This is a genomic window from Pseudomonas sp. GW460-LB5 (assembly GCF_059423245.1).
Window position 1 is genome coordinate 1 of sequence record NZ_JBWKXT010000099.1, and the last position, 13,639, is coordinate 13,639.

Genomic DNA, 13,639 nt, shown 5'->3' on the forward strand with positions numbered 1-13,639 from the left:
CCCCCTGCTACCACTGCGCCCTGCCCGTCCCCGCCGGCAGCCGCTTCACCGCCGTGGTCCTCGGCCAGCCGCGGCAGTTCTGCTGCCACGGCTGCCAGGCGGTGGCCGAGTCGATCGTCGCCGCTGGCCTGGAGCACTACTACCAGCACCGCAGTGACAACAGCGCCAACCCCGAGGCCCTGCCCAGGCAGTTGCAAGACGAACTGGCCCTGTACGACCGCAGCGACGTGCAGCAAAGCTTCGTGCGCCACCTGGGCGAGCTGGCCGAAACCACCTTGCTGGTCGAAGGCATCAGCTGCGCCGCCTGCGGCTGGCTGATCGAAAAGCACCTGCGCAACCTGCCCGGTGTCGCCGAGGCGCGCCTGAACCTCTCCAACCACCGCCTGCTGCTGAGCTGGGACGACAAGCAACTGCCACTTTCACGCCTGCTCGCCGAGTTGCGCCAGATCGGCTATGCCGCCCACCCCTACCAGCCCGACCAGGCCGCCGAGCAGCTGGCCCGCGAGAACCGCAGCGCCCTGCGCCGCCTGGGCGTGGCAGGGCTGCTGTGGTTCCAGGCAATGATGGCGACCATGGCCACCTGGCCAGAATTCAACATCGACCTGTCCCCCGAGTTGCACACCATCCTGCGCTGGGTGGCGCTGTTCCTGACCATTCCCATTGTGTTCTATAGCTGCGCGCCCTTTTTCAAGGGCGCGGCGCGCGACCTGCGCACCCGCCACCTGACCATGGACGTTTCGGTGTCGCTGGCCATCGCCCTGGCCTTCGGCGCCGGCATCTGGACGGCCATCACCGGCAGCGGCGAGCTGTATTTCGACACAGTGGGCATGTTCGCCCTGTTCCTGCTCACCGGCCGCTACCTGGAGCGCCGCGCCCGCGAACGCACGGCTGCGGCCACCGCTCAGCTGGTCAACCTGCTGCCGGCCTCGTGCCTGCGCCTGGACGCCATCGGCCGCAGCGAGCGCATCCTGCTCAGCGAATTGCACTGCGGTGACACGGTGCAAGTGCTGCCCGGCGCGGTGATCCCCGCCGACGGGCGCATTGTCGAAGGCCGCTCCAGCGTGGACGAATCACTGCTCACCGGCGAATACCTGCCGCAACCACGCCGGGTGGGCGAACGGGTCACCGGCGGTACGCTGAATGTCGAAAGCACCTTGAACGTGGAAGTCGAAGCACTCGGCCACGATTCGCGGCTCTCGGCCATCGTCCGCCTGCTGGAGCGCGCTCAGACCGAAAAGCCGCGGCTGGCCGAAATCGCCGACCGGGCCTCGCAATGGTTCCTGCTGTTCTCGCTGCTGGCTGCCGTGGCCATCGGCCTGTGGTGGTGGTACCTGGACCCTGCACGGGCCTTCTGGATCGTGCTGGCCATGCTGGTGGCCACCTGCCCTTGCGCACTGTCGCTGGCCACGCCAACGGCGCTGACCGCCGCCACCGGCAGCTTGCACAAGCTGGGCCTGCTGGTAACCCGCGGCCATGTACTGGAGGGCCTGAACCAGATCGACACGGTGATTTTCGACAAGACCGGCACACTGACCGAAGGCCGCCTTACGTTGCGCAGCATCCGCCCGCTCGGCAACCTGCCCGCCGACCGCTGCCTGGCCCTGGCCGCCGCCCTGGAAAACCGCTCCGAACACCCGATCGCCCGCGCCTTCGGCCGCACCGCCATACCGGCCGAAAACGTGCAGACCGTGCCAGGTCTGGGCCTGGAAGGGCAAGTAGACGGCCAACGCCTGCGTATCGGCCAGGCCACCTTCGTCTGCGCCCTGAGCGCTGCGCAAATCCCCGCCGTGCCGGAACCACGCGGCCAGTGGCTGCTGCTGGGTGACCGCCACGGGCCTCTGGCGTGGTTTGGCCTGGACGACCGGCTGCGCGACGACGCACCGGCGCTGCTCGCCGCCTGCAAGGCCCGAGGCTGGCGCACGCTGCTGCTGTCGGGCGACAGTTCGCCGATGGTCGCCGAGGTGGCCGCGCAACTGGGCATCGACCAGGCCATTGGTGGCCTGCGCCCGGACGACAAGCTGGATCGGCTGAAGGCGCTGCAGGCGGCCGGGCGCAAGGTGCTGATGCTCGGCGACGGGGTCAACGACGTGCCGGTGCTGGCCGCCGCCGACATCAGCATTGCCATGGGCAGCGCCACCGACCTTGCCAAGACCAGCGCCGACGCCGTGCTACTGTCCAACCGCCTGCAGGCACTGGTGCAGGCCTTGGACCTGGCCCGCCGCACACGTCGCAACATCCTCGAGAACCTGCTGTGGGCCACCCTGTATAATGGCCTGATGTTGCCGTTTGCCGCGCTTGGCTGGATCACCCCGGTGTGGGCCGCCATCGGCATGTCGGTCAGCTCGCTGATCGTGGTGCTCAATGCCCTGCGCCTGACCCGCATGCCGTTGGCATCGAACCTGCCGAAAACCGAAGCACCCCTGCCCGGGAGGAAGACACCATGCCCGCCCTCTATGTCATGATCCCCGCAGCCTTGCTGCTGGTCGGCGTGGCCGTGTACATCTTCTTTTGGGCAGTGGACAGCGGCCAGTACGACGACCTCGAAGGCCCTGCCCACAGCATCCTGTTCGACGACCAGGACCCGCGCCACCAGGCCGCGGTGAAGCCTGACGACACACCGGGCGATACCGACAAGGAACCACCACCCCGTGCCTGACCTGCTTCCCCTGCTGGGCTCGGCACTGGTCCTGGGCCTGCTTGGCGGCGGCCACTGCCTGGGCATGTGCGGCGGCCTGATGGGCGCGCTGACCCTGGCCATCCCACCGGAACAACGTAGCCGGCGCTTGCGCCTGCTGTTGGCGTACAACCTTGGGCGCATTTTCAGTTATGCCAGCGCCGGCCTGTTGCTAGGCCTGGCCGGCTGGGCGGTGGCCCGCAGCCCCGCCGCCCTGGGGCTGCGGGTGGTGGCAGCGCTGTTGTTGATTGCCATGGGGCTGTACCTGGCCGGCTGGTGGAGCGGGCTGACCCGCATCGAAGCCCTGGGGCGCGGGCTGTGGCGGCATATCCAGCCGGTGGCGTCGCGCTTGTTGCCGGTGTCCAGCCTGCCCCGGGCGTTGCTGCTGGGTGCCTTGTGGGGGTGGCTGCCGTGCGGGTTGGTCTACAGCACCCTGCTGTGGGCCGCCAGCCAGGGCAACGCCGGGTACAGCGCGGCGTTGATGCTCGCGTTCGGCCTGGGAACCTGGCCGGTGTTGCTGGCCACCGGGCTGGCTGCCGAACGGGTAAACGCCTTGTTGAGGCGCCGCAGCGTGCGTGTGGCGGGCGGTGTGCTGGTGATGCTGTTTGGGGTCTGGACCCTGCCAGGCCCACACCAGCACTGGCTGATGGGGCATTGACGGGGGCTGCTGTGCAGCCCCAACGCCCTTGATACAAATCAACACACACCCCTACAGACAGCCATATAGTCCGGTGCACTGCTGCTCTTTCCGGGGACCGCCCTCATGCTCGACGACCTACGTTGGGATACCGACCTGATCCGCCGCTACGATCTGGCCGGGCCACGCTACACCTCCTACCCGACCGCCGTGCAACTGCACAGCGAGGTGGGCTCGTTCGACCTGCTCCACGCCCTGCGCGAGAGCCGTCGAGCCGTGCGCCCCCTGTCGCTGTACGTGCATGTGCCGTTTTGCGCCAACATCTGCTACTACTGCGCCTGCAACAAGGTCATCACCAAGGACCGCGCGCGCGCCGCACCCTACCTGCAGCGCCTGGAGCAGGAAATCCAGCTGATCGCCTGCCACCTGGGCCCGCAGCAGCGTGTTGAACAGCTGCATTTTGGCGGCGGCACGCCGACGTTCCTCAGCCATGTGGAACTGCGCCAACTGATGGCCACCCTGCGTCAGCACTTCCACCTGCTGGACGACGATTCCGGCGACTACGGCATCGAGATCGACCCGCGCGAGGCCGACTGGTCGACCATGGGCCTGCTCCGCGAACTGGGCTTCAACCGCGTCAGCCTGGGCGTACAAGACCTCGACCCGGCCGTGCAGCGCGCGATCAACCGCCTGCAGAGTCTGGAGCAGACCCGCACCCTGATCGAGGCTGCGCGCACCCTGCAGTTCCGTTCGGTCAACCTGGACCTGATCTACGGCCTGCCCAAACAAACACCCGAAGGTTTTGCCCGCACGGTCGAAGAAGTGATCCGCCTGCAGCCAGACCGCCTGTCGGTGTTCAACTATGCCCACCTGCCCGAGCGCTTCATGCCCCAACGGCGCATCGACAACAACGACCTGCCCAGCCCGGCCGCCAAGCTGGAGATGCTGCACACCACCATTGACCAGTTGACCGCCGCCGGCTACCGCTACATCGGCATGGATCACTTCGCCCTGCCGGACGACGAACTGGCCATCGCCCAGGAAGAAGGCACCCTGCAGCGCAACTTCCAGGGCTACACCACCCACGGGCACTGCGACCTGATCGGCCTGGGCGTGTCGGCCATCAGCCAGATCGGCGACCTGTACTGCCAGAACAGCAGCGACCTCAACACCTACCAGGACAGCCTGTCCAACGCCCAGCTGGCCACCCAGCGCGGCCTGGTATGCAACCACGACGACCGCATACGGCGGGCGGTGATCCAGCAACTGATCTGCCATTTCGAGCTGGACTTCGAGCCGATCGAACAGGCCTTCACCATCGATTTTCGCGGTTATTTCAACGAGCTCTGGCCCGAACTGCTGACCTTGCAGCGCGACGGCCTGATCAGCCTGGACGCCAAGGGCATTCGCATCCTGCCGGCTGGCCGCCTGCTGGCGCGCTCGGTGTGCATGGTGTTCGACGCCTACCTGGCGATGCACAACCGCCAGCGTTTCTCGCGGGTTATCTGAAAACCGAGTCGTTCAACCGCATGGACAAGCCTCCTTGCCAGGCACACTATGGGCACACAAGGACTCCCGGCAGGACGGCTGCCGGGGTTTCGCCAGGGCGCACCATCAACGCGCACGCTGGCCTACACCCTGTGTCGTGGGTTACCCTTACGACTTATGTGTGCTTTCCCACAAGGATCGATTCAAATGTCCGAGCCAGTCAAACTGCGCCCACACAACCAGGCCCATTGCAAGGATTGCAGCCTGGCCCCCCTGTGCCTGCCTCTTTCGCTGAACCTGGAAGACATGGATGCACTGGATGAAATCGTCAAACGCGGCCGCCCGCTGAAGAAAGGCGAGTTCCTGTTCCGCCAGGGTGACAATTTCGGCTCGGTCTACGCCGTACGTTCCGGTGCCCTGAAAACTTTCAGCCTCAGCGACAGCGGCGAAGAACAGATCACCGGCTTCCACCTGCCCAGCGAGCTGGTCGGCCTGTCAGGCATGGACACCGAAGCCTACCCGGTGTCGGCCCAGGCGCAGGAAACCACTTCGGTGTGCGAAATCCCCTTCGAGCGGCTTGACGAGCTGTCGGTGCAACTGCCGCAGCTGCGTCGCCAGCTGATGCGGGTCATGAGCCGGGAAATCCGCGACGACCAGCAAATGATGCTGCTGCTGTCGAAAAAGACCGCCGACGAGCGTATTGCCACCTTCCTGGTCAACCTGTCGGCACGCTTCCGCGCCCGCGGCTATTCGGCCAACCAGTTCCGCCTGAGCATGTCGCGCAACGAAATCGGCAACTACCTGGGCCTGGCAGTAGAAACTGTGTCGCGGGTGTTCACGCGCTTCCAGCAGAACGGCCTGCTGCGCGCCGAGGGCAAGGAAGTGCACATCCTCGACCCGATCCAGCTGTGTGCGCTGGCCGGTGGTGCAATCGAGGCCTGAGGCCGGCGTTTAGCGGGTATACTTTGGCATTCGTTTTCCCAGGATACCCGCAACAATGCACAGCGACGCTTTCGACCTCAAAGCCCTGATCCGCCCGGTAGTGGACTTCCCCAAACCGGGCGTGATCTTTCGCGACATCACCCCGCTGTTCCAATCGCCGCGCGGGCTGCGCTATGTAGCTGACCAGTTCATCGAGCGTTATGTCGAGGCTGAGTTCAGCCACATTGGTGCCATGGACGCGCGGGGCTTCCTGATCGGCTCAATCATCGCCCACCAGTTGAACAAGCCGCTGATCCTGTTCCGCAAGCAAGGCAAGCTGCCGGCTGACGTGCTGAGCGAGGGTTACCAGACCGAATACGGCGAAGCCTTCCTGGAAGTGCATGCCGACAGCCTGTGCGAGGGGGATTCGGTGTTGATCTTCGATGACCTGATTGCCACCGGCGGTACGCTGCTGGCTGCAGCCAACCTGGTACGCCGTACCGGGGCGCAGGTGTTCGAGGCGGCGGCGATTATCGACCTGCCGGAATTGGACGGGTCGCGTCGGTTGCAGGCGGCCGGGGTGCCTACCTTCTGCCTGACCGAGTTTTCCCTCAGCGAGTACTGAGTTGGCTTTGGGGCTGCTTTGCAGCCCATTCGCGGGACAAGCCCGCTCCCACAAAGTGAAGCATCGCTATATCTCTGTGGGAGCGGGCTTGTCCCGCGAATGGGCCGCAAAGCGGCCCCAGCATTTTTGAATCAGAGCGAAATTGGCCGGCGCCCTGCAAAGGCATGGGCCAAGGTGCCGCCATCCACCATCTCCAGCTCGCCGCCCAGCGGTACACCATGGGCAATGCGAGACGCCACCAACCCCTTCTCGCTCAACAATTGCGCGATATAATGCGCCGTCGCCTCCCCCTCCACCGTCGGGTTGGTCGCCAGGATCACCTCGGTGAAGGTGCCCTGCTCCTCGATGCGTGCCATAAGCTGCGGAATGCCAATGGCCTCCGGGCCCAGGCCGTCCAACGGCGACAGGTGCCCCTTGAGCACAAAGTAGCGGCCACGGTAGCCCGTCTGCTCCACCGCATACACATCGGTCGGCCCCTCTACCACGCACAGCTGGGTGTCGTCGCGGCGCGGGTCGGCGCACTGCGGGCACAGTTCCTGCTCGGTGAGGGTGCGACACTGGCGGCAATGCCCTACCCCTTCCATGGCCTGGGTCAAGGCCTGAGCCAGGCGCAGCCCGCCACTGCGGTCGCGCTCCAGCAATTGCAGGGCCATGCGCTGTGCGGTCTTCTGGCCAACGCCTGGCAGGATGCGCAGGCCGTCGATCAGTTGGCGGATAAGGGGACTGAAGCTCATGGGAATGGCCTGACAAATCAATAAGAGGCGGTTTATACCCAGCGGGGGCGGCGGCGTCAAATAAGGTCACCCCAAGCCTACCCGGCCTGCTGTTGCTATCACATAAAAAGCAGACCGCGCCTGGGTTGAAATCGCTCAAAAAAAACCGCCGCTGATATCAGCGGCGGTTTTCGGTATCGCAATGCGCTTAGAACGGCATCTTGAAGCCCGGCGGCAGTTGCATGCCGGCGGTCATGCCGCCCATCTTTTCCTGGCTGCTTTGCTCGATCTTGCGCACGGCATCGTTCAGCGCGGCGGCGATCAGGTCTTCCAGCACTTCCTTGTCGTCCTCGTCGGTCGACATCAGGCTTTGGTCGATGCTGACGCGCTTGACGTCGTGACGCCCCGTCATCACCACGCTCACCAGGCCACCGCCGGACTGGCCGGTGACTTCGGCGTTGGCCAGCTCTTCCTGCATTTTCTGCATCTTTTCCTGCATCTGCTGGGCCTGCTTCATCAGGCCGGCCATGCCACCTTTCATCATGGGGGTATACCTCGATTGGGTCATGTGATGCGGCTCGGCGCAGGGCCAGCCGCATGGTTATCCGTTACTGGCCCTGTTTGGCCAGGGCCTCTACAGGCTCAATAGTATCCTGCCGCACCTTGGCACCGAACAACTTGATCATCTGCTGGATCAACGGATCCTGTTCGATAGAGGTGACCGCGTCCTGCTGGCGCTCTGCACGCTTGCGCGATGCCGCCTGGGCCGGGGTTTCCTGCTCAGGCAGGATCAGCTCGATACGCAGGTTCAGGGTGCGCCCCAGGTGCTGGTTGAGCGCCTCGTTCAGGCGACGCTGCTGGGTCGTGTTGAACAGTGCGCCTTGGCCAGGGTCCAGGTGCAGCAGCCAGTCGTCGCCATCGGCGGCAATCAGCGTACAGTTTGCCGCGATGTTGCCTGTCATCCCGGACACAGGCAACTGTGGGAATAATTCCAGCCATTGCAGGGCCAGCCCGGTGGCCGGTTTAGCTGCTGGCAGCGGCTCGGCAGCCGGCTTCGATACCTCTTCCTGCACATGTTCGGCCAACTCGTCCAGATAGCTGAAACCGACCGGGTCGCTTTCACCGCTGTAATAGTCTTCGTCCAGCGGCGGCTCATCATCGCGATCCATGCCTACGGCAGCGTAGGCGGAGGGGTCGAAAGGCGGCTCGTCGCTTGCCGCTGTGGGCTGTGGCGCCGGTGCAGGGGCAACAGGCTCGGGCGCAGGTGCGGGCACAGGTTCAGCCGCCACCGGCGCAGGTGCAACTGCCGGCTCTTCCCACGGCAGGTCGACCACCTCCGCGACAGGCTCAGGTACCGAAATGGCCTCGATCTCGGCCTGCAGCTCGGCGTCTGGCTCGGCCTCCGGCTCATGGTCGGCTGTCGCAGGTGCAGGCACCTCCAGCTGTGGGGCCGCCGCCGCGGGTTCTGCCGGCGCGGCCGCAACAGGCGATGAAGGCCCGGCCAAGGCCGAGGCTGCCACCGGCGCTGCAGGATCAGCTGTGGCTTGGCTGATCCCCACTGGCTTTAGCACCGGTCTCGGCGCGTCGTCGGTATCAGCCGGGCGGAACGCCAACATGCGCAGCAGGACCATCTCGAAACCACCACGCGGGTCCGGCGCCAACGGCAGGTCTCGGCGGCCGATCAGGCCCATCTGGTAATAGAACTGCACGTCCTCGGCCGGCAATGCCGAAGCCAGCGCCAGTACTCGGTCGCGGTCACCCTGGCCGTTGTCCACGGCCTCTGGCAGCGCCTGAGCAATGGCCACACGGTGCAGCACGTTAAGCATTTCGGCCAGCACGCCCGCCCAGTCCGGGCCCTGCTCGGCCAAGCTGCGCACGGCCTCCAGCAATGCCCGGGCATCGCCTTCGAGCAACGCCTGCAACACGCCGTAGACCTGGCCGTGATCCAGGCTGCCAAGCATGGCCCGCACATCAGCGGCCAGCACCTTGCCTTCGCCAAAGGCGATGGCCTGGTCGGTGAGGCTCATGGCGTCACGCATCGAGCCATCGGCCGCGCGGCCCAGCAGCCACAGGGCATCCGGTTCGAACGGCACGTTCTCGGCAGCCAGTACGTGGCTGAGGTGTTCAACCACCCGCTCCGGGCTCATGTTCTTCAGCGAGAACTGCAGGCAGCGCGACAGGATGGTGGCCGGCAGCTTCTGCGGGTCGGTGGTGGCGAGGATGAATTTGACGTAGGGCGGCGGCTCTTCCAGCGTCTTGAGCAAGGCGTTGAACGAGTGGGTCGACAGCATGTGCACTTCGTCGATCAGGTAGACCTTGAAGCGCCCACGGCTCGGGGCGTACTGCACGTTGTCCAGCAGCTCGCGGGTGTCTTCGACCTTGGTGCGGCTGGCGGCGTCGATCTCGATCAGGTCGACGAAACGGCCTTCGTCGATTTCACGGCACACCGAACAGGTGCCACAGGGCGTGGAGGTGATGCCGGTTTCGCAGTTCAGGCACTTGGCGATAATACGGGCGATGGTCGTCTTGCCCACGCCCCGGGTACCGGTGAACAGGTAGGCGTGGTGCAGGCGCTGATTGTCCAAGGCATTGATCAAGGCCTTCAGCACATGGGCCTGGCCGACCATTTCGCGGAACGAGCGCGGACGCCATTTACGTGCAAGAACCTGATAACTCATCGAAAAACCATCGTAGCCTGATAGAGCGGAAGATCGCTAATGCTAGCGGAGCGGGGGCAAAATTGCACCCTGCGCGCGTCGTCTAAGCTTTGAGACAGGCGCGCTGTTCAGGGAGGATACGCCTTTGCGAAGATTGCTGGCCCTGCTGTTGCTCTGGACCACCCACAGCCTGGCTGAACAGCCGGCACTGCGCTTCTCTGTAGCGGAGAGCTGGGGCATGCCGCTGGTACGCATCGAAGGCGATCAGCCAGTGGAGGGATTGCTTTACGACCTGATGCAGGCCATGGCCAAGGAAGTGGGGGCTCGCCCCAACTACCACGTCATGGCCCGCCTGCGCCTGGAGGAGGCCATGAGCAGCGGCGACATAGATGTGCGTTGCTACGTCAGTACCCGATGGCTCAATGACCGGCCGGGGGATTTTGTGTGGAGTATCCCGCTGATTCACCAGCGCGACGTGCTGGTTGGCCGCGCCAGCGACGACACCCCGATGCTCTTGGAGCAACTGCCACCCCAGGCTATCGGCACGGTGCTGGGCTACACCTATTCAACCCTGCAACCGCTGCTGGCCAAGGGCCAGCTGCACCGTGAGGACAGCCGCAGCCAGTTGCTGGTGCTGCAAAAGCTGCAGGCCGGGCGGTATCGGCATGCGGTGAGCAACCAGTTGTCGTTGCAGTGGTTCAACCAGGGGTTGCCAGCTGAACAGCAATTGCAGGCGCTGGCGGTGCTGGAAGAACAGGATTTGGGGTGCATGGTGCGCAACGATCCGGCGATACCGACACAAGCGCTGTTGCGGGCGCTGGTAAGAATGAAGCAGTCGGGGGAGATCGAGCGGATTGCGCAGCGGTATGGGGGAGCGGGCGACCCGGACAATATGTCTGTGGCCCGGCCCTGAAATGCCCAGCAAAATGCCGGCACAACTTACTGCCCTGCTCAATTTGTGAAAGCTTGTGCAAACCCTGTGGGAGCGGGCATGCCCGCGAACACCGGCATAGCCGGTGCCATCCACCGAGTAATGTTCTTCGCGGGCATGCCCGCTCCCACAAAGTTGTGCGGCACCCTCAAAATCTCTACTGCAAACGCAACATCACTGGCCTTTGCGTTCAAACGCCAAGCTGGCAGCATCCGCCTGCCCCCAGGCAATCTGCATGGCCCGCAGCCCATGCTCCAATAATTGCCTGGTTTCTTCGTCCTGAATGCGCTCAAGCGCCCGCCGGCTATCGCTGTAGGCGAACATCAGGTAGTGGGAAACATTCATCAGCGCGAACTCCATCGGCACGATGCCTTCGCTGATGGCGCGGGAGAGGGATTTGCCTTGGGGAAGATCGAAGACGTGGGGCGGATCGGGGACCAGTTTTTTCATGAGTTCACCATACCGGGCTGAGAGCACCCTTTCGCTTCCACACTTAGGGTGACAGTTGTACGCGGGGTGGAAGACCAGGGGTATGGCAAACCCGGCAGGCCCGAAGGCCTCCCACGCACAACTGTCATATCGACAGCCGCCAAACCACCCAGGCTTCCACACCCGGTCGCTGAACTGACAGCGACCGCGAAAGCCTAGTGGGCGAGGTTGACCGGGACAATCAGACGGGAGTCGACGGAGATCGTAGGATAATTCGCGGTAATTATCCCGCAAGTAGGCGCTTTCTTAGACTGTTATCGGACCTCTCTTAAAAGTGCGCACTCTGATCGGGGGTTCGCTGTAATCGGGGCATCTGGCGCGGCCAGCGGCGGCAGTTTGCGGCTGATGTGGCAGACCGGCTGGCACTGATCGCCCTGGGGCAGGCTGCGGGGTTTTCGCTGGATGAAGTAGGGGCGATGCTGGTGAACCTGCAGGTCGACCGGCAGATGCTGATCGCCAAGGCGGACGAGCTGGATGCGCGAATCAGGCGGTTGCAAGCGATGAGCAAGGGATTGCGGCATGCGGCGCAGTGCCCGGAGGAGGATCATCTGGCATGCCCGAAATTCCAGCGGCTGATGAAGCTATCGGCGGCCGGAGCATTGGGCGGAAAGCAGGCAAGAAGGAAGGCGTTCGTTGCAGACTGAGGTTTTCCGACCCCAGAAATGGAGGCGGCCCCACCAGCCACACCCCGGCACTCGATGTTCCCGCTATGGCTGCTCCCTTCCGGGCCTGACCAGGTGGCATGCAAGCATGCTCGGGAATCAATGCAGGCCTTATGGGGCAAGGGTTTCAGGCTGATGGGGTAGCAGACGCTCTACCCGTGCAGACACTCAGCACGATCGCTCAAAACTTGGGGTGTAGCCAGCACTGTCACACTTTGCTGTCACACTTTGGTGTCACACCCATGGCCTATCTGATCAGACGCAAAGCCGTCTACTACCTGAATCTCAAGCTACCCAAGCACCTCTTCCCGAGGTGTCACACTTTGCGTTTGAGCCTGAACATCAGGCACCGGCAGAGCGCCCTGTTCCTCGCTGCGTCCATCGTCCAACGGCTACACGGCCACCTCAGCGAGCACCCTCTAACAGACCTTCAGACGCTTCGTGGATTATGTTCACAGTGGCGGGACTCAGCCCCAACACCAGCCATTCCCGTAGCACCACGTGCGACTTCGACTGCCCCAGTGAAGGTCGGAAGCGACAGCCCAACCCTCGCCACTCTATCGAAGCTCTATATAGAAGAAGGGAAACGCGGCGGCACATGGCGGCAAGTCAGTGTGGATGAAGTCGAGCGTGCCTTATCTGACCTGTTCGAGCTGATGGGTGACATGCCTGCTCTGGCCTTCGATGCCCAGCAAGCACGCCTGCTGAAAGAACGACTCAGCCGCTGCCCCCAGTACTTCGGCTTACGACCTGAGTTCAAGGGCAAGACACTGAAGCAAGTGGTCGAGTCAGACAGCATGTACAAGACCATCACTGCCGTCACCGTGAACAACCGGCTACGCAAGCTGACCGCCTTCATGAACTGGTGCAAGGCCAACAGCTATATAGAAGCGAACCCGCTAGCCGGCATGAAGGTCATGACGGGATCAGCGAAGGAAGCACGCCTGTCATTTGACCGCCGCGATCTGGCAGCCCTGCTGGATCATGAGGCGCTGCGAAAGGAAGCACGCAAGCACCCATGGCGCTACTGGCTGCCATTAATGGGAAGGGCGACCGGGGCACGACTGGAAGAGCTGTGCCAGTTGCGGCTGGATGACTTCGCTGAGCAACAGGGTATCCAGTGCATCCGCATCGATGACACTCGTGAAGGCCAGAATCTCAAGAACGCTAGCAGTCGCCGCGTCATTCCTTTACACCCTGCCCTGCTCGACCTGGGCCTTCTCCAATACGTTGCGTCAGTCAAGGCGACTGGAACTGATCGCCTATTCCCCGAATTGGACGCAGTGCGTGGGAAGCTGGGGCATGCACCGTCGAAGTGGTTCGGTCGGTTCAAGGCCAAGCTCGGCATAACTGACCCTCGGAAGACCTTCCACAGCTTCCGCCACACACTCATTGACGATCTGCGAGACGCTGGTGTGCAGGACTCGCTGATCAAGCGGATAGCCGGCCACGAGGACGGTGCTGTGACATTCAGCGTGTATGGCAGCCGTAGCCCGCTGAGAGCCATGGCAGATGCTCTGCGTCACATTCACTTGCCCGCCCACCCAGTCGTGGTCACTGAAAGGCACGGAAAACATCAATAGTTATATAGACAAGTCAAACATGCTGCATTGCTGCAAATGGGTAAGTACGCAAGTGGGTACTTGTCTAGACAGGTAATGGTTCAATGGTTCGATGGTTCGATTGAACGCTTGAACCAGTGATTGCTTGAACCATTGAGCACGGGAACACGTACGTACATGCTTAGGTAAGTGGGTACTTGGGTACTTGGGTACTTGGGTACTTGGGTACTTGGGTACTTGGGTACTTGGGTACGTGGGTACGTGGGTACGTGGGTACGTG

At 63.4% G+C, this 13,639-nt stretch carries 12 protein-coding genes and 1 pseudogene; 9 read left to right on the forward strand and 4 right to left on the reverse strand.

Features of this window, described 5'->3' with window-relative positions; genetic code table 11:
• From AC07XM_RS30065 to AC07XM_RS30090, 6 genes are all read left to right on the forward strand, one after another.
• The coding region (locus AC07XM_RS30065; RefSeq protein ID WP_256596987.1) for a heavy metal translocating P-type ATPase at window positions 1–2,462 on the forward strand (2,462 nt) is incomplete at its 5' end.
• The gene (gene ccoS / locus AC07XM_RS30070; protein ID WP_016488346.1) at window positions 2,441–2,656 is read left to right on the forward strand and encodes a cbb3-type cytochrome oxidase assembly protein CcoS; all 216 of its coding nucleotides are present in this window, start codon (window positions 2,441–2,443) and stop codon (window positions 2,654–2,656) included. The genes AC07XM_RS30065 and ccoS, both read left to right, overlap by 22 nt.
• Window positions 2,649–3,332, forward strand: coding sequence for a sulfite exporter TauE/SafE family protein (locus AC07XM_RS30075; protein ID WP_016488347.1), 684 nt, complete (start codon window positions 2,649–2,651; stop codon window positions 3,330–3,332). The genes ccoS and AC07XM_RS30075 overlap by 8 nt, the downstream gene beginning before the upstream one ends.
• Before the next feature lie 105 nt (window positions 3,333–3,437).
• Window positions 3,438–4,820, forward strand: a complete 1,383-nt coding sequence (hemN, locus tag AC07XM_RS30080) for an oxygen-independent coproporphyrinogen III oxidase (RefSeq protein WP_016488348.1) — start codon at window positions 3,438–3,440, stop codon at window positions 4,818–4,820.
• A 186-nt stretch (window positions 4,821–5,006) separates the two neighbouring features.
• Window positions 5,007–5,741, forward strand: coding sequence for a Crp/Fnr family transcriptional regulator FnrA (fnrA, locus tag AC07XM_RS30085; RefSeq protein WP_012273416.1), 735 nt, complete (start codon window positions 5,007–5,009; stop codon window positions 5,739–5,741).
• Window positions 5,742–5,796: 55 nt separating this feature from the next.
• Entirely contained in the window at window positions 5,797–6,345 is a 549-nt protein-coding gene (locus AC07XM_RS30090; protein ID WP_009683910.1) for an adenine phosphoribosyltransferase, read from the forward strand.
• Between the two features lie 131 nt (window positions 6,346–6,476).
• On the opposite strand, the gene recR is transcribed toward AC07XM_RS30090, so the two are convergent.
• The 3 genes from recR to dnaX all read right to left on the reverse strand — a co-directional run bounded on the left by recR (window position 6,477) and on the right by dnaX (window position 9,736).
• Window positions 6,477–7,079, reverse strand: a complete 603-nt coding sequence (gene recR / locus AC07XM_RS30095; RefSeq protein ID WP_003254304.1) for a recombination mediator RecR — start codon at window positions 7,077–7,079, stop codon at window positions 6,477–6,479.
• Between the two features lie 187 nt (window positions 7,080–7,266).
• Window positions 7,267–7,602, reverse strand: a complete 336-nt coding sequence (locus AC07XM_RS30100) for a YbaB/EbfC family nucleoid-associated protein (RefSeq protein WP_016488349.1) — start codon at window positions 7,600–7,602, stop codon at window positions 7,267–7,269.
• A 64-nt stretch (window positions 7,603–7,666) separates the two neighbouring features.
• Entirely contained in the window at window positions 7,667–9,736 is a 2,070-nt protein-coding gene (gene dnaX, locus AC07XM_RS30105; RefSeq protein ID WP_016488350.1) for a DNA polymerase III subunit gamma/tau, read from the reverse strand.
• Window positions 9,737–9,860: 124 nt separating this feature from the next.
• Between dnaX and AC07XM_RS30110 the strand changes: the two genes are divergently transcribed.
• The gene (locus tag AC07XM_RS30110) at window positions 9,861–10,628 is read left to right on the forward strand and encodes a substrate-binding periplasmic protein (RefSeq protein ID WP_102690199.1); all 768 of its coding nucleotides are present in this window, start codon (window positions 9,861–9,863) and stop codon (window positions 10,626–10,628) included.
• A gap of 192 nt (window positions 10,629–10,820) precedes the next feature.
• On the opposite strand, the gene AC07XM_RS30115 is transcribed toward AC07XM_RS30110, so the two are convergent.
• Window positions 10,821–11,096 carry a hypothetical protein gene (locus tag AC07XM_RS30115; RefSeq protein ID WP_102690201.1) on the reverse strand — a complete coding sequence of 92 codons (276 nt, stop codon included), beginning with the start codon at window positions 11,094–11,096 and terminating at the stop codon, window positions 10,821–10,823.
• Between the two features lie 359 nt (window positions 11,097–11,455).
• Between AC07XM_RS30115 and AC07XM_RS30120 the strand changes: the two are divergent.
• Together AC07XM_RS30120 and AC07XM_RS30125 are read left to right on the forward strand one after the other, a co-directional pair.
• A pseudogene (locus tag AC07XM_RS30120) lies at window positions 11,456–11,779 on the forward strand (MerR family DNA-binding protein); the annotation flags it as partial.
• 260 nt (window positions 11,780–12,039) lie between these two features.
• Window positions 12,040–13,380: a site-specific integrase gene (locus tag AC07XM_RS30125; protein WP_102690204.1), complete on the forward strand. Its 1,341-nt coding sequence runs from the start codon at window positions 12,040–12,042 to the stop codon at window positions 13,378–13,380.
• Window positions 13,381–13,639: the final 259 nt, after the last annotated feature.